Below are 17,280 nucleotides of genomic sequence, written 5' to 3'. Positions count from 1 at the left end.
ACTCACCGCTCGACCACCTCAGACGGCCAGCGGTCGCTCGTGCGGCTTGATCGGCGCGGGCAGCGTCGTCGAGCCGGTGAGGTACGCATCGACCGAGGCGGCCGCGCTGCGACCCTCGGCGATCGCCCAGACGATCAGCGACTGGCCGCGGCCGACGTCGCCGGCGACGTAGACACCGGGCACCGAGGCGGCGTACGACTCGTCGCGGCGCACGTTGCCGCGGTCGTCGAGCTCCACGCCCAGCTGCTCGACGAGACCGGGCTTCTCGGGTCCGACGAAGCCCATGGCGAGGAGCACCAGCTGGGCCGGGATCTCCCGCTCGGTGCCCTCGACCGGCTGGAACGTCGCGTCGACCTCGACGAGCCGCAGCGCGGCGACCCCGCCGTCGTCGTCGCCGACGAACTCCTGCGTCGACACGGCGTACACGCGGTCGCCGCCCTCCTCGTGGGCCGAGGAGACCCTGAAGGTCATCGGGTACGTCGGCCACGGCTGTCCGTCCGGGCGGTCGGTGCCGGGCTGCGGCATGATCTCGAGCTGCGTGATCGACCGCGCGCCCTGACGGATCGAGGTGCCGAGGCAGTCGGCGCCGGTGTCACCGCCGCCGATGATCACGACGTCCTTGCCGGTGGCGACGATCTGCTCCGACCCGTCGGTCGTCGGAGCCTCGCCCAGCGACGCGCGGTTGGCCTGCGGCAGGAACTCCATCGCCTGGTGGATGCCGCGGAGGGCGCGGCCGGGAACCGGGAGCTCGCGCGCTGCGGTCGCCCCCATCGCCAGCACCACCGCGTCGTAGCGGTCGAGCAGCTTGTCACCGGTCAGGTCGCCACCGACGTCGACCCCGGCCCGGAAGACGGTGCCCTCCCGGCGCATCTGGTCGAGGCGCCGGTCGAGGTGCTTCTTCTCCATCTTGAACTCGGGGATGCCGTAGCGCAGCAGGCCGCCGATCTTGTCGGCGCGCTCGTAGACCGCGACCGTGTGCCCGGCCCGGGTGAGCTGCTGGGCGGCGGCGAGCCCGGCGGGACCGGAGCCGATGACGGCGACGGTCTTGCCGGAGAGCCACTCGGGCGGCTGCGGCCGGACGTATCCCGAGCCCCACGCGCGGTCGATGATCGAGACCTCGACGTTCTTGATGGTGACCGGGTCCTGGTTGATGCCCAGGACGCACGCGGTCTCGCACGGCGCCGGGCAGAGGCGACCGGTGAACTCCGGGAAGTTGTTGGTCGCGTGGAGACGGTCCATCGCGCCGTCCCAGTCGTCGCGCCAGACAAGGTCGTTCCACTCCGGGATGATGTTGCCCAGCGGGCAGCCCTGGTGGCAGAACGGGATGCCGCAGTCCATGCAGCGCCCGGCCTGGGTGTTGATGATCGGGAGCAGGGCGCGTCCGATGCCGTCGGGGTAGACCTCGTTCCAGTCCTGGACCCGCTCGGCGACGTCGCGGCGCGAGGCGACCTCACGGCCGTGCTTCAGGAATCCCTTGGGGTCAGCCATGCTGGTTCACCTTCTTCGCGAGTACGCGGTGGATGGTCGTCGTGGTCGCTGCGCGCTCAGCCATGGAGGACCTCCATGATCCGGGCGGCTGCCTCTTCCTCGTCGAGCCCGTCCTCGAGGGCCTCCTCGCGGGCCTCGAGCACGCGCTTGAAGTCGCTGGGCATCACCTCGGTGAAGCGCGCCAGCGAGGAGTCCCAGTCGGACAGGAGCGCGGCGGCGACGGTGGAGCCGGTCTCCTCCGCGTGCTGCTCGACCAGGGCCTTCAGCTCGTCGGCCGCCTTGCCGGTCACCGGCGACAGCTCGACCAGCTCGGGGTTGACCCGCTGCTCGTCGAGGTCGAGCACGAACGCGTAGCCGCCGGACATGCCGGCCGCGAAGTTGCGGCCCGTCGGGCCGAGGACGACGACGACGCCTCCGGTCATGTACTCACAGCCGTGGTCGCCCACGCCCTCGACGACGGCGAGCGCACCCGAGTTGCGTACGCAGAACCGCTCGCCGACGCGACCGCTGAGGAAGATCTGGCCCGACGTGGCGCCGTAGCCGATCGTGTTGCCGCCGATGATCTGCTCGGACGCCTCGAAGGTGGCGGCCCGGTCGGGCCGGACCACGAGGCGGCCGCCGGAGAGACCCTTGCCGATGTAGTCGTTGGCGTCGCCCTCGAGCCGCAGCGTCACCCCGCGCGGCACGAACGCACCGAACGACTGTCCGGCCGAGCCGGTCAGGGTGATGTCGATCGTCCCGTCGGGCAGTCCCGCGCCGCGGTAGCGCTTGGTGACCTCGTGGCCGAGCATGGTGCCGACGGTGCGGTTGACGTTGCGGACCGCGACCTGGGCGCGCACGGGCTCCCCGGACTCCAGCGCCGGAGCGGCGATGGCGATGAGCTCGTTGTCGAGCGCCTTGGCCAACCCGTGGTCCTGGCTCTTGGTGTTGCGCAGGTCCTGGTCCTCGAACTGGCCGAACTCGCCGTGGGCCGAGGCCTGGTGCAGGATCGGCGAGAGGTCGAGGCCCGAGGCCTTCCAGTGGTCGACCGCGCTGGCGACGTCGAGGGTGCCGACCTGGCCGATCGCCTCGTCGAGCGTGCGGAAGCCGAGCTCGGCCAGCAGCTCGCGGACCTCCTGGGCGATGAACTCGAAGAAGTTCACGACGTACTCGGCCTGGCCGTTGTAGCGCTCGCGGAGCACCGGGTTCTGCGTGGCCACGCCCACCGGGCAGGTGTCGAGGTGGCAGACCCGCATCATGATGCAGCCGCTCACGACCAGCGGAGCGGTGGCGAAGCCGTACTCCTCGGCGCCGAGGAGCGCGGCGATCATGACGTCGCGTCCGGTCTTGAGCTGGCCGTCGGCCTGCACGACGATGCGGTCGCGCAGCCCGTTGAGCAGCAGCGTCTGCTGGGTCTCGGCGAGGCCGAGCTCCCAGGGGCCGCCCGCGTGCTTGAGCGAGGTGAGCGGCGACGCACCGGTTCCGCCGTCGTGGCCGGAGACCAGCACGACGTCGGCGTGGGCCTTGGAGACGCCGGCCGCGACCGTGCCGATGCCGACCTCGGACACGAGCTTCACGTGGATGCGCGCGGACGGGTTGGCGTTCTTGAGGTCGTGGATCAGCTGCGCCAGGTCCTCGATCGAGTAGATGTCGTGGTGCGGCGGCGGACTGATCAGGCCGACGCCCGGGGTCGAGTGCCGGGTCTTGGCCACCCAGGGGTAGACCTTGTGGCCGGGCAGCTGGCCGCCCTCGCCGGGCTTCGCGCCCTGCGCCATCTTGATCTGGATGTCGTCGGCGTTGGTGAGGTACTCCGACGTCACGCCGAAGCGACCCGACGCGACCTGCTTGATCGACGAGCGCCGCGTGGGGTCGTAGAGGCGGTCCGGGTCCTCGCCGCCCTCACCGGTGTTGGACTTTCCACCCAGCCGGTTCATCGCGATCGCGAGGGTCTCGTGCGCCTCCTGGCTGATCGAGCCGTAGGACATCGCGCCCGTGGAGAAGCGCTTCACGATCTCGGAGACCGGCTCGACCTCGTCGATGTCGATCGGCTCGCGCACGCCGTCCTTGAAGGTGAACAGCCCGCGCAGGGTCATCAGCCGCTCGGACTGCTGGTTCACCCGGTCGGTGTACTGCTTGAAGATGTCGTAGCTGCCGGTGCGGGTGGAGTGCTGGAGCCGGAAGACCGTCTCGGGGTCGAAGAGGTGCGGCTCGGCATCCCCCTTCACGCTGCGACGCCACTGGTACTCGCCACCGATCGCCAGCTCGCGGTGGGCCGGGGCGATGCCCTTGCGGGGGTACGCCGTGGCGTGGCGACGCGCCACCTCCTCGGCGATCGTCTCCAGCTCGATGCCGCCGAGCTTGGAGGTCGTACCGCTGAAGTAGCGGTCGATGACGGCCTGCGAGAGGCCGACGGACTCGAAGATCTTGGCGCCCGTGTAGGAGGCGACCGTGGAGACGCCCATCTTGGACATGACCTTGAGCACGCCCTTGCCGAGCGCCTTGATCAGGTTGGCGACGGCCTTCTCGGGGTCGACCTTGACGTAGTAGGCCTCGCGCGCGAGGTCCTCCACGGACTCCATCGCCAGGTAGGGGTTGACCGCGGCGGCGCCGTAGCCGACCAGGAGGGCCACGTGGTGCACCTCGCGGACGTCGCCGGCCTCGACGAGGAGACCGACCTGCGTACGGGTCTTCTCCCGGACCAGGTGGTGGTGGACCGCACCGGTGAGCAGCAGCGACGGGATCGGCGCCAGCTCGGCGGTCGAGTGCCGGTCGGAGAGCACGATGATCCGGGCGCCGTCGGCGATGGCCGCGGAGACCTCGGCGCACAGCTCCTCGAGCCGCGCCTCCAGCGCCGCTCCCCCGCCCTCGACGTCGTAGAGGCCTCGGACGACGTGCACCTGGAAGCCCGGCATGTCGCCGTTGCGGTTGATGTGCCGGATCTTGGCCAGGTCGTCGTTGGAGAACACCGGGAACGGCAGCACGATCTGGCGGCACGACGCCGGGGTCGGCTCCAGCAGGTTGGCCTCGGGCCCGATCGACCCGGCCAGCGACGTCACGAGCTCCTCGCGGATCGCGTCGAGCGGCGGGTTGGTGACCTGCGCGAACAGCTGCGAGAAGTAGTCGAAGAGGAGTCGCGGCTTCTCGCTGAGGGCCGCGATCGGCGTGTCGGTGCCCATCGACCCGAGCGCCTCGCCACCGGTGTTGGCCATCGGGCTCAGCAGGACGCGCAGCTCCTCCTCGGTGTAGCCGAAGATCTGCTGGCGACGGGTGACCGAGGCGTGCGTGTGGACGATGTGCTCGAGGTCGTCGATGTCGTCGAGGTGGACCAGGCCGGCGTGCAGCCACTCGTCGTAGGGGTGCTCGGCGGCGAGCTGGCCCTTGATCTCCTCGTCCTCGATGATGCGGTGCTCGTCGGTGTCGACGAGGAACATCTTGCCGGGCTGGAGCCGGCCCTTGCGGACGATCGTGGCGGGGTCGAGGTCGAGCACGCCGACCTCGGAGGCCAGCACGACGAGCCCGTCGTCGGTGACCCAGTAGCGCGAGGGTCGCAGGCCGTTGCGGTCGAGCACGGCGCCGATCTGGGTGCCGTCGGTGAAGACCACGCACGCGGGACCGTCCCACGGCTCCATGAGCATGGAGTGGAACTCGTAGAACGCCCGGCGCTGGGCGTCCATCTCGCGGTGGTTCTCCCACGCCTCGGGGATCATCATCAGCACCGCGTGCGGCAGCGACCGGCCGCCGAGGTGCAGCAGCTCGAGCACCTCGTCGAACGACGCCGAGTCGGACGCACCGGGGGTGCAGATCGGGAAGATCCGCTCGAGGTCGCCCGGGATCAGGTCGCTCTGCAGCAGCGCCTCGCGGGCGCGCATCCAGTTGCGGTTGCCCATGACGGTGTTGATCTCGCCGTTGTGGGCGATGAACCGGAACGGGTGCGCGAGCGGCCAGCTGGGGAACGTGTTGGTGGAGAAGCGCGAGTGCACGACGGCCATCGCGGACGCGACGCGCTCGTCGGTGAGGTCGGGGAAGACCTGGTCGAGCTGGTCGGTGGTGAGCATGCCCTTGTAGGCCAGGGTCCGCGACGACAGCGACGGGAAGTAGACGTCGGTCTCGGACTCGGCGCGCTTGCGCAGGCAGAAGGCCAGGCGCTCGAGCGCCATGCCGGTCACCCTGGAGCCCTTGCCGGCCACGAAGAGCTGGGCGAAGGCGGGCATGACGCTGCGGGCCGTGGCGCCGAGCGTGGAGTCGTCGACCGGCACCTCGCGCCAGCCGAGGACGGTGAGGCCCTCCTCGCCGGCGATCTCCTCGATGCGCCGGCGGGTGCCCGCCACGGCGTCGGCGTCGCCGGGCAGGAACGCCGTGCCGACGGCGTACGCCCGTGCGGGGGGCAGCTCGAAGCCGAGCTCGGCGGTGACCTCGCGGAGGAACGCGTCGGGCACCTGGAGCAGGATCCCGGCACCGTCACCGGAGTTGACCTCGGCGCCGGCGGCGCCGCGGTGGTCGAGGTTGCGGAGGGCGGTGAGCGCCTTGGCCACGATGTCGTGGCTGGCCTCACCGGTCAGGGTCGCCACCATGGCGACACCGCAGGCGTCCTTCTCGTGGCGAGGGTCGTAGAGACCCTGCGCAGGAGGGAAGTTCGGCGGGAACGCGTGCGTCGAGGACACTGGTTCTCCCGTCGTCGTCCCGGCGTGCCAGCGAACTGGCAGGTCACGGGTGGTGGGTGTTTCCGCTGGGGACGACGTTGGCCCGAGCACAACGGAACCTATCACCGGCGCGAGCCGGTGGACCACGAGGTGTCAGGCCGTGGGACCGGCCTTCTGCTCGCTGTCGGCGTCCTCCTGCTCGGCGGCCGGCTCGCGGGTGCGTACGGACTCCTCGCGTCCCGGGTGCCGGCGCGTGGACCACGCGAAGTACGCCGCCGCGAGGACGAACAGCACGATCGAGGTCCACACGTTGAGCCGCAGGCCGAGGACGTCGTCCATCTGCACGTCGTCGATGCGCAGGTTCTCGATCCAGCCGCGTCCGGCGGTGTAGAGCATCACGTAGAGCGCGACGACCCGCCCGTGGCCGAGGCGGAAGCGGCGGTCGGCCCAGATCAGCACCGCGAACGCGGCGAGGTTCCAGAGGCACTCGTAGAGGAATGCGGGGTGGTAGGTCGCCACGTCGAGGTACTGGGCGGGCCGGTGCGCGATGTCGATCTCCAGCGCCCAGGGGAGGTCGGTCGGGCGGCCGTAGAGCTCCTGGTTGAACCAGTTGCCCCATCGTCCCACCGCCTGCGCGACGAGGACGCCGGGCGCGAGGGCGTCGAGGAGCGGCAGCAGCCTGATCCCGCGCGAGCGGGCGCCCAGCCACACGCCGACGGCGCCCAGGGCGATCGCGCCCCAGATGCCGAGGCCCCCGCGCCAGACGTACAGCGCCGTGACCGGGTTGCGGCCCTCCCCGAAGTAGAGCTCCCAGTCGGTGATCACGTGGTAGAGCCGGCCACCGACGAGCCCGAAGGGCACCGCCCAGATCGCGAGGTCGCTGACCTCGCCGGCCGTGCCGCCGCGGGCCACCCAGCGACGCTCACCGATCCAGATCGCGAGCACGATGCCGAGGATGATGCTGAGCGCGTAGCCGCGGATCGGGACGGGACCGAGGTTCCACACCCCGTCGGCGGGACTCGGGATGGACATCAGGGTCACGAGCGGCGCCGGCAGGGAGACCATCGAGAGCATGGTGAGCATCATCCTTCGTCGAGCAACATGAGGACGTCGTGGGCCAGCTGGGCCTGGGAGACGTCGTGGTCCCACATGACGGGGGTCTGGTCATCGGCGTCGATGGCCATCACCCGGGTGCCGTGGGTGACGTCGTAGCCGCCGCTGGGCAGCTTCTCGCCCTGGTCGACCCCGACGTAGAGGCTCTTGCCGACCTCGACGATGTCGTCGAGGTCTCCGGTGAGCCCGACGATGCTGGGGTCGAAGGCGCTGACGTAGTCGTCCACCACCGCCGCGTCGTCGCGCGCGGGGTCGGTGGTCACGAAGACCACGTCGAGCCGCTCCTTCTCGCTGTCGTCGAGCCGGGCGAGCGTGCCGGCGAGCGTCGCCATCACCTGCCCGCAGATGTCGGGGCAGTTGGTGTAGCCGAAGAAGACGAGGGTCAGGTCCTTGTCGGTGTCGTCGACGAGGCTGTACGCGTCGCCGGCGGTGTGGACGAGGGGTGTCGCGACCACCTGGGCGGGCGGGTCCAGCGGGGTGCCGCTGAGCTCCATCGCCCCGCTCGAGCCCGTCGCTCCCCCGCCGCACGCGGCCAGCAGCCCCAGCATCGCGACCGCCCCGAGCGCCCTACCTCCTCGCACGGCGTACGCCCTCGGCGAGGTCGGTGGTCAGGGTGCGCAGTGCGTCGAGCCCGGCCGCCTCGTCGCCCTCGTGGTCGAGCAGGCAGCGGACGAACGCGGAGCCGACGATCACGCCGTCCGCGTAGGCGGCGACCTCGGCGGCCTGGTCGCCGGTGCTGACGCCGATGCCGACCGCGACGGGGACGTCGCCGCCCGCGCGGACGCGCGCGACCAGTGGCCCGGCGAGCTCGGAGCTCGACTCACGCGCGCCCGTGACGCCCATGACGGCGGCGGCGTAGACGAAGCCGCGGCTCTCCCGGGCGGTCATCGCGATGCGCTCGTCGGTGGAGCTCGGCGCGACGAGGAACACCTTGTCGAGCCCGTGCTCGTCGGCCGCGGCGATCCACTCCCCGCCGTGGTCGGGGGTGATGTCGGGCGTGATCATGCCCGCTCCCCCGGCGGCAGCCAGGTCGGCCGCCCAGCGCTGCACGCCGTAGCGCTCGATCGGGTTCCAGTAGGTCATCACCAGGGTCGGGACGCCGGTCTGCGCGACGGCCTCGACGACCCGCAGCACGTCCGCGGTGCGTACGCCGCCGTCGAGCGCGGCCTGCGCGGCCGCCTGGATGGTGGGGCCGTCCATCACCGGGTCGCTGTAGGGCAGGCCGATCTCGATGGCGTCGCAGCCCGCGTCGACCATCGTCCGCAGCGCCTCGATGGAGCCCTCGACCGTGGGATAGCCGGCGGGGAGGTAGCCGACGAGGGCCGCGCGGCCCTCCTCGCGCGCCGTCGCGAAGGCGGTGCTCGTCGACGTCACTGCTGCGCCTCCGTGTCCAGCTCCGAGGCGGCGTCGGCCTCCACGTGCCGGAGCTCGGCCTCCGGGCTCTCCTCGGCGTCGCCGAGGCCGAACCACTCGATGGCCGTGCCCATGTCCTTGTCGCCGCGACCGCTCAGGTTGATCAGCACCGTCGCGTCGGGGCCCTTCTCCTGCCCGAGCCGCCTGGCGACGTCGAGGGCGCCGGCGACCGCGTGGGCCGACTCGATGGCCGGGATGATGCCCTCCGTACGGCTGAGCAGCGCCATCGCCTCCATCGCCTGCGCGTCCGTGACGGGCGTGTAGGTCGCCCGGCCGGCCGCGGACAGCCACGAGTGCTGCGGGCCCACGCCGGGGTAGTCGAGCCCGGCCGAGATCGAGTGCGACTCGACCGTCTGGCCGTCCTCGTCCTGCAGGACGTAGGTGCGGGCGCCGTGGAGGACTCCTGCCTCACCGGCGTGGATGGTCGCGGCGTGGCGACCGGTCTCGACGCCGTCGCCGCCGGGCTCGAAGCCGTGGATCTCGACCCCCTCGTCCTCGAGGAACGCGGTGAACAGGCCGATGGCGTTGGACCCGCCTCCCACGCACGCCGCGACCGCGTCGGGCAGCACGCCGTACTGGTCGAGGCACTGGGCGCGGGCCTCGTCGCCGATGCCGCGGCAGAAGTCGCGGACCATGCTCGGGAACGGGTGCGGGCCGGCGGCCGTTCCGAAGAGGTAGGCGGTGTGGTCGACGCTGGCGACCCAGTCGCGCAGCGCCTCGTTGATCGCGTCCTTCAGCGTCGCGCTGCCGGACTCGACGGGCACGACCTTGGCGCCGAGGAGCTGCATGCGGGCGACGTTGAGTGCCTGGCGGCGCGTGTCGACGGCACCCATGTAGACGGTGCAGTCGAGGTCGAACCACGCGGCCGCGGTGGCGCTGGCGACGCCGTGCTGGCCGGCGCCGGTCTCCGCGATGACGCGCGTCTTGCCCATCCGCCGGGTCAGCAGGGCCTGGCCGAGCACGTTGCGGATCTTGTGGGCGCCGGTGTGGTTGAGGTCCTCGCGCTTGAGCAGCACGCGGGCGCCGACGAGCTCGGAGAGCCGCTCGGCGTGGTAGAGCCGGCTGGGCGTGCCGGCGTAGTCGCGCAGCACCCGCTCGAAGTCGACGACGAACGCGTCGTCGGCCATCGCCTCCTGCCAGGCGTCGGTCAGCTCGTCGAGCGCGGCGACGAGTGCCTCGGGCATGAAGCGTCCGCCCCACGTCTCGCCGAAGTAGCCCCGCTCGTCGGCCTCGTACCTCATCGGGCCACTGGGCACGCTCACGCTCACGGTGCAGTCACTCCTGTCATTGCTCGTACGGCGGCCTCGGGGTCGCCGTCCTTGACCAGCGCCTCGCCGACCAGCACCACGCCAGCGCCCTCGGAGACGAAGCGCTCGACGTCGGCGACGCCGCCGATGCCGCTCTCGGCGACCTTGACGACGTCGTCGTGGATCGCAGGCGCGAGTCGACCGAAGACGTCCGGGTCGATCTCGAGGGTCTTGAGGTTGCGGCTGTTGACCCCGATGAGCTCCGCGTCGAGGGCCATCGCACGCTCGGCCTCGGCCTCGTCGTGGACCTCCACCAGCACGGTCAGGCCGAGCTCGCCCGCCTCGTCGTGCAGGCGGCGCAGGCCGTCGTCGTCGAGGGCGGCAACGATCAGCAGGGCGAGGTCGGCGCCGGCGGCGCGGGCCTCGACGAGCTGGTAGGTCTCGACGATGAAGTCCTTGCGCAGGATGGGCGTCTCGACGACGGCGCGTACGGCGCGGAGGTCGTCGAGGCTGCCGCCGAACCGGCGCTCCTCGGTGAGCACCGAGATCGCCGCGGCACCGCCGCGCGCGTAGGCCGCGGCGAGGGCCGCCGGGTCGGGGATGTCGGCGAGGGCGCCCTTGCTCGGGCTGCGGCGCTTGACCTCGGCGATGACGCTCGAGCCGCGGGCCCGGAAGTGCGGCATCGGGTCGCGCGGTGCGGGGGCGTCGGCGAGGTGGGCGAGCAGCTCCCCCAGCGGGAGCGCGGCCTCGCGGCGGGCGAGGTCCTCGCGGACGCCGGCGACGATGTCGTCGAGCACGGAACCGGTCGCAGGCATGGGATCAGCCTCTCACCCGGCTCCAGCCCCGGCGGGACCGGTGCCAGTGGACGGACGGCGTGCGGGCCGGTGCGGGACCGGCCGGCGGCTCAGTGGTCGGAGGCGTGGAAGCCGAGCTTGGCGAGCACGAGGAACAGCGGGAACGCCAGCACGGCGACGATGATGCCGATCCACAGCAGGGTCATCTGCGTCGGCACCTGGAGGAGGGCGACGCTGCCCACGACGAAGCCGAGCATCGCGACCGACACCGCGGTCCAAGCAGCGGGGGTGTTGCCGTGGCCTGCAGCCATCGTGGGTGCTCCTTCGTCGGGTCGGCGGGTGCGCGCCGAAGTCTAGGCGGTGGGGTGGCGCGGCGGCTCAGGCGGTCGGGTCGCGGCCGTCGTCGAGGGCCTTCCAGATGTCGATGTTCTCGGTCGGCTGCTCCGTGGCCGCCTCGCGCGGCCCGGTGGGCGCGTCGTACCGGCTGCCCATCTCCGGCCACGTGCGGACGAGGCGGAGCCCCAGGACGGTGGACACCAGCACCAGCAGCGCGGCGACGACCGCGAGCCAGTACCAGCCGGTGAGTGCGGTCTCGTCGAGGACCTCCCCGGTCCGGACGCGGACCTGCTCGACCAGGTGGTCCGGCAGGCTGGACGGCGCCCACGCGACAGCCGCGACGTAGCCGAGGGCGGCGAGCACGGACAGGCCGGCGATCCCGCGTCGGAAGCGACCGCGGGTGACGAGCAGGACGCCCCAGCAGGCGAGGACCACGAAGGCCAGGGCGGTGCCCAGCGGGGAGGACGAGACCTCGCCCCACGTCGTCGTGCTGACGCCGGGTGCCGACTCCGCCCCGGCCCCGGTGACCCACGGCTTGCTCGCGGCGTACGCCCCCAGTCCCGCGGAGGCGAGGCCGAGGGCGACCACGGGGCCGAACGTGCGGCGGGGGCCGCCGCCGGGGTCGTGGGCCACGTCGTGCGCCTCAGCCATCGACGCGGTGCACCAGGTCGGCGTCGAAGCAGGAGTGGTCGCCGGTGTGGCAGGCGGCGCCGACCTGGTCGACGACGAAGAGCAGCGTGTCGCCGTCGCAATCGAGCCGGACCTCCTTGACCCACTGCACGTGACCGGAGGTGTCGCCCTTGACCCAGTACTCGCGGCGTGAGCGCGACCAGTAGGTGGCCCGACCGGTGTCGATGGTGCGGGCGAGCGCCTCGTCGTCGACCCAGGCGAGCATCAGCACCTCCCCGGAGCCGTGCTGCTGCACGACGACGGGCACGAGGCCCTCGGCGGTGTGGCGCAGGCGCGCGGAGATCGCGGGGTCGAGGCCCGAGTCGTGGGTGCTCACTCGGGGCCCCCGCGGCGTTGTTCGGGGGAGCGCAGCGGAGGAGAAGAACGTCGTGGGGTGAAGTTCATGGATCCATCGTCTCAGCCTCGCGGGCGGCCCAGGTCTCCGCACATCTCTGCGTGACCGGCCCGGGAGCGGGCAGCTCACGGTCGTCCCACCGGGCGATGGCCTGCACGTCCCTGGTGGTGGACACGAGGAACGCCTCGCTGGCCCGTTCCCGCACGTCGGCCAGCGGCTCGTCGACCTCGCGCGCACCGCACCACTCGACGACCAGCTCGCGGGTGATCCCGGCCAGGCAGCCGACGGCCAGGCTCGGGGTGCGCAGCTCGCCGTCGAGGACGTAGAAGACGTTGGAGCCGGTGCCCTCGCAGAGGTCGCCGGCGGTGTTGGCGAGGATCGCCTCGGTCCCGCCGCGGGCCTGCGCGTGGGCGAGCGCGATGACGTTCTCGGCGTACGACGTGGTCTTGAGCCCGGCCGTGGCGCCGTGCTCGTTGCGGGTCCACGGGACGGTCACGACCGTCGTCTCGCGCGCCGCGCGGTCGATGGCGCTGTAGGCCACGACCAGCGTCGCCGGTCCCCCGCCGCGGCCCGAGCCCATCGGCGCCGGCCCGGCGGTCCAGGTGATGCGCAGGCGCCCGATCGGGTCCGCGGCCGCTCCGTCGGCGAGCACCGCGGCGACCCCGCGGCGTACGTCCTCGAGGTCGGGCGCGGGCAGCCCGAGACCCGCTGCGCTGCGCTCGAGGCGGGCGAGGTGCCGGGTCAGCGCGAACGGCTCGCCGTCGAGGGTCTTCACGGCCTCGAAGACCCCGTCCCCCACCGTGAAGCCGTGGTCGGTGACCGCCACCGCCCCCTGCGTCGGGTCGGCCAGGAGGGTGCCGTTGAGCCATGCGCGCATGGACCTCACCCTAGGGCTCGGCCGCGATCCGGACGGACCCCGGACGGGGTCCGGAACACGCAGTGGGGGCACCCGATTTTGGCGCCTCGACGGCCATGGGCTACTGTTCCACTCGCACTCAGGGCCGGTGAAACGGCCAGGAAATGCAGGCGGACATAGCTCAGTTGGTAGAGCGCAACCTTGCCAAGGTTGAGGTCGCGAGTTCGAGTCTCGTTGTCCGCTCTGAGGGGTCTCCCATCACACGTGGGCCTCCACGGTGGGTTGGCCGAGAGGCGAGGCAACGGACTGCAAATCCGTCTACACGGGTTCAAATCCCGTACCCACCTCGCAACACAACTCAACACGGGCGATTGGCGCAGCGGTAGCGCGCTTCCTTGACACGGAAGAGGTCACTGGTTCAAACCCAGTATCGCCCACCAGCACCGAGGGCCCCAGCAGCGATGCGGGGTCCTCGTCATTTACCCCATTGGTGAGACGCGCCGGGGCGACGTGTCGTGCCTACGGTGGGTGTGCCCGCTGAGACGACTCGAGCGGACCGCACGGTGCGGGGCCACTTCGAGCGACGCCGGCCGCATCGCACTCTCACCCCCGGGAGGGCCATCACCATGTCAGAGCAGGTTGCACGGAACCACCTCTGCCCGGAACCGCCGCACGACCGCACCCACGACACCGGGGCGGAGTGCTGATGCGTCGGTACGCCCCCGTCGGGCTGGTCCTCGCCGTGCTCGTCGGCCTGATGCTCATGGTGCCTGCGTCGTCGGAGACGTCGAGCGGCGACGGTGCGCCGTCGCGCGAGGAGTTCGACGCGCTCGCGGACCGGGTGACGACCCTCGAGGAGCAAGTGGCCGAGCTCCGGGCCACACCACCGGGCACCCCCTCCGAGACCCCGACCGCTTCCCCCACGAGCACCCCGACAGAGTCGCCGACAGAGACACCGACCGGTACGCCGTCCGACTCCCCCACCGCGACCCCGACCGAGTCGCCGACCGAGACCCCGTCCGACTCCCCCACGAGCACACCGACCCAGACCCCCACCACCGACCCCTCGGAGACGCCGACCCCGGACCCGGACGGACCTCCGTCCGCCGCGGACTTCCCGACTCCCGACTCCGTCGGCCCGGCCACCGAGCCGACGCGGGCCTGGACCGGCGGCTGCACCGTCACGACCGACGGCCTCGTGATCGAGGGCGTGGTCGTCAGCTGCCCGGGCGGGCTCGTCATGGGCAACGCGAACGGGGACGAGGCGCCCGACCGTTCGGTGCAGGGCGTCGTGATCCGTGACTCCGTCGTCAACGGCGGCGTGTTCACCTCGGAGGTCGACACCGACGACGTGGCGGGCAACAACCCCTTGCACCCGCAGATCTTCTCGATCGAGTCCTCCAGGGTCCTCTGCGCTCCCGCCCAGGACTCGTGCCGGGCCGTCGGCCTGGCCCACTTCTCGGTCCGCGACTCCTACCTGCGTGGGACGCACAGCGGTGGCTGGGCCCACAACAAGGTCGTCATCGAGGACTCCTACATCACCACGACGGGGACCTCCACGCACCAGAGCGGCCTGCGGATGCTGAAGAACAGCACGCTGCGCGGGAACACGATCCTCTGCACCCCCGCCGGGTCGGGCACGGACGGCGGTTGCTCCGCCGACGGGGTCTTCTACCGCGAGTTCGGCGTGCCGGGGAACCTCACGATCGAGGACAACTACTTCCGCCGCGGCACGGGTCAGGGCCAGTGGTTCGCCACCCGTTTCGTCGACTGCCAGCTCGTGGACGTCTGCGTGGACATCCGGATGACCGGCAACCTGTTCGATCGCGGCCAGGGCACCGACGGAGGCGAGTTCCCCGACGACATCGGTGACGTCTGGGCCGACAACTACTGGGTCGACGGCGAGCCCGCCCGCAGCGGACAGGTGCGGTGAGGCGCGCTCCCCTGGTCGGGTGTAACACCGAATTAACGTGACCCGGTCGCACCTCGAAACGCAGGCTTCCTAGGTTCACCGTCACCATGCACCTGACACCGGCCGACTCCGAGAAGCTCCTGCTCGCCGTCGCTGGGATGGTCGCGCGCGACCGACTCGCCCGGGGCGTGCTGCTCAACCACCCCGAGACCGTGGCGCTGCTGAGCACCTGGGTCATCGAGCGGGCCCGCGAGGGCGCGAGCGTGGCCGACCTCATGGAGACGGGACGCCACGTGCTCACCCGGGACCAGGTGATGCCGGAGGTCGCGTCGATGCTCACCGACGTCCAGGTGGAGGCGACCTTTCCCGACGGTCGCAAGCTCGTCACGCTCCACCACCCGATCGCCTGACGCACCGCCGACACCCGAGACAGGAGGATCCGTGGCCGACCTGCCCACCGGGCCCGGTGAGATCCGGACCATGGACGGGACCGTCGTGCTCAACGCCGACCGCGGCCCCGACGAGCGCCTCGACCTGGTCATCGTCAACACGGGAGACCGCCCCGTCCAGATCGGCTCACACATCCACCTACCCGACGTGAACGCCGCGCTGTCCTTCGACCGGGCGTCCGCCGTGGGCTACCGGCTGGACATCCCGTCGGGCACCAGCCGGCGCTTCGAGCCCGGCGCGTCGCAGGAGGTCGGCGCCGTGGCGTTGCGCGGCCGGCGCCACGTGCCGGGGATCCAGGTTCGCGGGGACGAGGGGCCGGTCGGTGGTTGAGATCAGCCGGAGCGCGTACGCCGCCCTCTACGGCCCGACCACCGGCGACCAGGTGCGCCTGGCCGACACCGACCTGTGGATCGAGGTCGAGCAGGACCTCACCTTCGGCGGCGAGGAAGCGGTCTTCGGCGGCGGGAAGTCGATCCGCGAGTCGATGCACCAGTCGACGACGACGCGCGCCGACGGAGCGCTCGACACGGTGATCACCAGCGCCCTGGTCCTCGACCACTGGGGCATCGTGAAGGCCGACGTCGGGATCCGCGACGGACGCATCGTCGCCCTCGGCCGGAGCGGGAACCCCGACATCGCGGACGGAGTGCACCCCGACCTCGTCATCGGCCCGTCCACCGACGTGGTCTCCGGCGAGGGCAAGATCCTCACGGCGGGCGGGATCGACGTGCACGTGCACTTCCTCTCGCGCTCGCAGGTCCACGAGGCCCTCGCGACCGGGATCACCACCCTCGGCGGCGGCGGCACGGGTCCGTCCGAGGGCTCGAAGGCGACCACCGTGACGCCGGGCGCCTGGCACCTGCGGACGGTGCACCGCGCCCTGGACCCGCTCCCGGTCAACGTCCTGCTGATGGGCAAGGGCAACACCGTCTCGGCCGCGGCGCTCGCCGAGCAGGCCCTCGCCGGTGCCGCCGCCTACAAGGTGCACGAGGACTGGGGCTCCACGCCCGCGGCCATCGACGCAGCTCTCCGCGCGGCCGACGAGCACGGCCTCCAGGTCGCGCTGCACTCCGACAGCCTCAACGAGGCGGGCTACCTCGAGTCGACGCTGCGCGCGATCGGCGGACGGTCCATCCACGCCTTCCACGCAGAGGGGGCCGGCGGTGGCCACGCACCCGACATCGTCCGGGTGGCCGGAGAGCCGTACGTCATCCCGGGATCGACCAACCCGACCTTGCCGCACACGGTCAACACCGTCGCCGAGCACCTCGACATGCTGATGGTCTGCCACCACCTCAACCCGCGCGTGTCGGAGGACCTCGCGTTCGCCGAGTCCAGGATCAGGGCGACGACGATCGCGGCCGAGGACGTGCTGCACGACCTCGGCGCCATGTCGATCACCTCCTCCGACGCCCAGGCCATGGGCCGCATCGGTGAGGTCGTCACGCGCACCTGGCAGGTGGCGCACACCATGAAGGACCGGTTCGGGACGCTGGGCTCCGGGCCGGCTGACAACGAGCGCGCGCGGCGCTACGTCGCGAAGTACACGATCAACCCGGCGATCGCGCACGGCATCGACCACGAGGTCGGCTCGGTCGAGGCCGGCAAGCTCGCCGACCTCGTCCTGTGGGACCCGCGCTTCTTCGGCGTACGCCCCTCGGTCGTGCTCAAGGGGGGCGCCCTGGTGTACGCCGCGCTCGGCGACCCGAACGCCTCGATCCCGACCCCGCAGCCGGTCCTCATGCGGCCGACCCTCGTCGAGGACGACGGGGCCGACCACTCCGTCACGTTCGTCTCGCCCGCGGCGCTCGAGTCCGGGCTGGCGGCCGAGCTGGGGCTGCGGCGACGGCTCGCCGCGGTGCGGTCCACGCGCGAGGTGGGCAAGGCGCAGATGGTCAACAACGACGCGCTGCCGGTGATCGCCGTCGACCCCGAGACCTTCGCCATCGACATCGACGGCGAGCGTGTCGTGCCCGCCCCGGCGACGTGGCTGCCGCTCGCGCAGCTCTACACGATGTTCTGAGCAGG

General features: G+C 71.7%; 15 protein-coding genes and 3 tRNA genes. 7 read left to right on the top strand and 11 right to left on the bottom strand.

Features of this window, described 5'->3' with window-relative positions; all coding sequences use genetic code 11:
• Positions 1–18: 18 nt before the first annotated feature.
• The 11 genes from EXE59_RS17280 to EXE59_RS17230 form a co-directional block, all read right to left on the bottom strand.
• Positions 19–1,488 (bottom strand): glutamate synthase subunit beta, encoded by a 1,470-nt coding sequence (locus EXE59_RS17280; protein WP_135840010.1) that lies wholly within the window; start codon positions 1,486–1,488, stop codon positions 19–21.
• A 56-nt stretch (positions 1,489–1,544) separates the two neighbouring features.
• On the bottom strand, positions 1,545–6,128 hold the full coding sequence (gene gltB / locus EXE59_RS17275) for a glutamate synthase large subunit (protein WP_135840009.1): 4,584 nt from the start codon (positions 6,126–6,128) through the stop codon (positions 1,545–1,547).
• Between the two features lie 132 nt (positions 6,129–6,260).
• Positions 6,261–7,190 (bottom strand): prolipoprotein diacylglyceryl transferase, encoded by a 930-nt coding sequence (gene lgt / locus EXE59_RS17270; RefSeq protein WP_135840008.1) that lies wholly within the window; start codon positions 7,188–7,190, stop codon positions 6,261–6,263.
• Entirely contained in the window at positions 7,190–7,801 is a 612-nt protein-coding gene (locus EXE59_RS17265; protein WP_246056859.1) for an SCO family protein, read from the bottom strand. The genes lgt and EXE59_RS17265 overlap by 1 nt, the downstream gene beginning before the upstream one ends.
• Entirely contained in the window at positions 7,788–8,594 is an 807-nt protein-coding gene (trpA, locus tag EXE59_RS17260) for a tryptophan synthase subunit alpha (protein WP_135840007.1), read from the bottom strand. Before trpA ends, EXE59_RS17265 begins: the two co-directional genes overlap by 14 nt.
• Entirely contained in the window at positions 8,591–9,874 is a 1,284-nt protein-coding gene (gene trpB, locus EXE59_RS17255) for a tryptophan synthase subunit beta (protein ID WP_210429220.1), read from the bottom strand. Before trpB ends, trpA begins: the two co-directional genes overlap by 4 nt.
• 23 nt (positions 9,875–9,897) lie before the next feature.
• On the bottom strand, positions 9,898–10,695 hold the full coding sequence (gene trpC / locus EXE59_RS17250) for an indole-3-glycerol phosphate synthase TrpC (protein WP_135840005.1): 798 nt from the start codon (positions 10,693–10,695) through the stop codon (positions 9,898–9,900).
• 89 nt (positions 10,696–10,784) lie between these two features.
• Positions 10,785–10,985, bottom strand: a complete 201-nt coding sequence (locus EXE59_RS17245) for an HGxxPAAW family protein (RefSeq protein WP_135840004.1) — start codon at positions 10,983–10,985, stop codon at positions 10,785–10,787.
• 67 nt (positions 10,986–11,052) lie between these two features.
• Positions 11,053–11,661 (bottom strand): Trp biosynthesis-associated membrane protein, encoded by a 609-nt coding sequence (locus tag EXE59_RS17240; RefSeq protein ID WP_135840003.1) that lies wholly within the window; start codon positions 11,659–11,661, stop codon positions 11,053–11,055.
• A complete protein-coding gene (hisI, locus tag EXE59_RS17235; RefSeq protein ID WP_135840002.1) occupies positions 11,654–12,016 on the bottom strand; it encodes a phosphoribosyl-AMP cyclohydrolase in 363 nt (120 codons plus the stop codon). The genes EXE59_RS17240 and hisI overlap by 8 nt, the downstream gene beginning before the upstream one ends.
• A 64-nt stretch (positions 12,017–12,080) precedes the next feature.
• Positions 12,081–12,911, bottom strand: coding sequence for an aminotransferase class IV (locus EXE59_RS17230; RefSeq protein WP_135840001.1), 831 nt, complete (start codon positions 12,909–12,911; stop codon positions 12,081–12,083).
• Between the two features lie 149 nt (positions 12,912–13,060).
• On the opposite strand from EXE59_RS17230, the gene EXE59_RS17225 reads away from it, so the two are divergent.
• The 7 genes from EXE59_RS17225 (at position 13,061) to EXE59_RS17195 (ending at position 17,275) form a co-directional block, all read left to right on the top strand.
• Positions 13,061–13,133 (top strand) — tRNA-Gly (locus tag EXE59_RS17225).
• A 33-nt stretch (positions 13,134–13,166) separates the two neighbouring features.
• Positions 13,167–13,237 (top strand) — tRNA-Cys (locus EXE59_RS17220).
• Between the two features lie 18 nt (positions 13,238–13,255).
• A tRNA-Val gene (locus EXE59_RS17215) sits at positions 13,256–13,330 on the top strand.
• Between the two features lie 266 nt (positions 13,331–13,596).
• Positions 13,597–14,823: a PT domain-containing protein gene (locus EXE59_RS24215; protein ID WP_210429053.1), complete on the top strand. Its 1,227-nt coding sequence runs from the start codon at positions 13,597–13,599 to the stop codon at positions 14,821–14,823.
• Positions 14,824–14,909: 86 nt separating this feature from the next.
• Positions 14,910–15,212, top strand: a complete 303-nt coding sequence (locus EXE59_RS17205) for an urease subunit gamma (protein WP_135840000.1) — start codon at positions 14,910–14,912, stop codon at positions 15,210–15,212.
• A gap of 31 nt (positions 15,213–15,243) precedes the next feature.
• Positions 15,244–15,582: an urease subunit beta gene (gene ureB / locus EXE59_RS17200; RefSeq protein WP_135839999.1), complete on the top strand. Its 339-nt coding sequence runs from the start codon at positions 15,244–15,246 to the stop codon at positions 15,580–15,582.
• Positions 15,575–17,275: an urease subunit alpha gene (locus EXE59_RS17195; protein WP_135839998.1), complete on the top strand. Its 1,701-nt coding sequence runs from the start codon at positions 15,575–15,577 to the stop codon at positions 17,273–17,275. Before ureB ends, EXE59_RS17195 begins: the two co-directional genes overlap by 8 nt.
• Positions 17,276–17,280: the final 5 nt, after the last annotated feature.

It is taken from the genome of Nocardioides eburneiflavus (assembly GCF_004785795.1).
GTDB lineage: Bacteria > Actinomycetota > Actinomycetes > Propionibacteriales > Nocardioidaceae > Nocardioides > Nocardioides eburneiflavus.
Note: the sequence above shows the minus strand (reverse complement) of the source record. Positions and strands in the feature narration are given on the sequence as shown.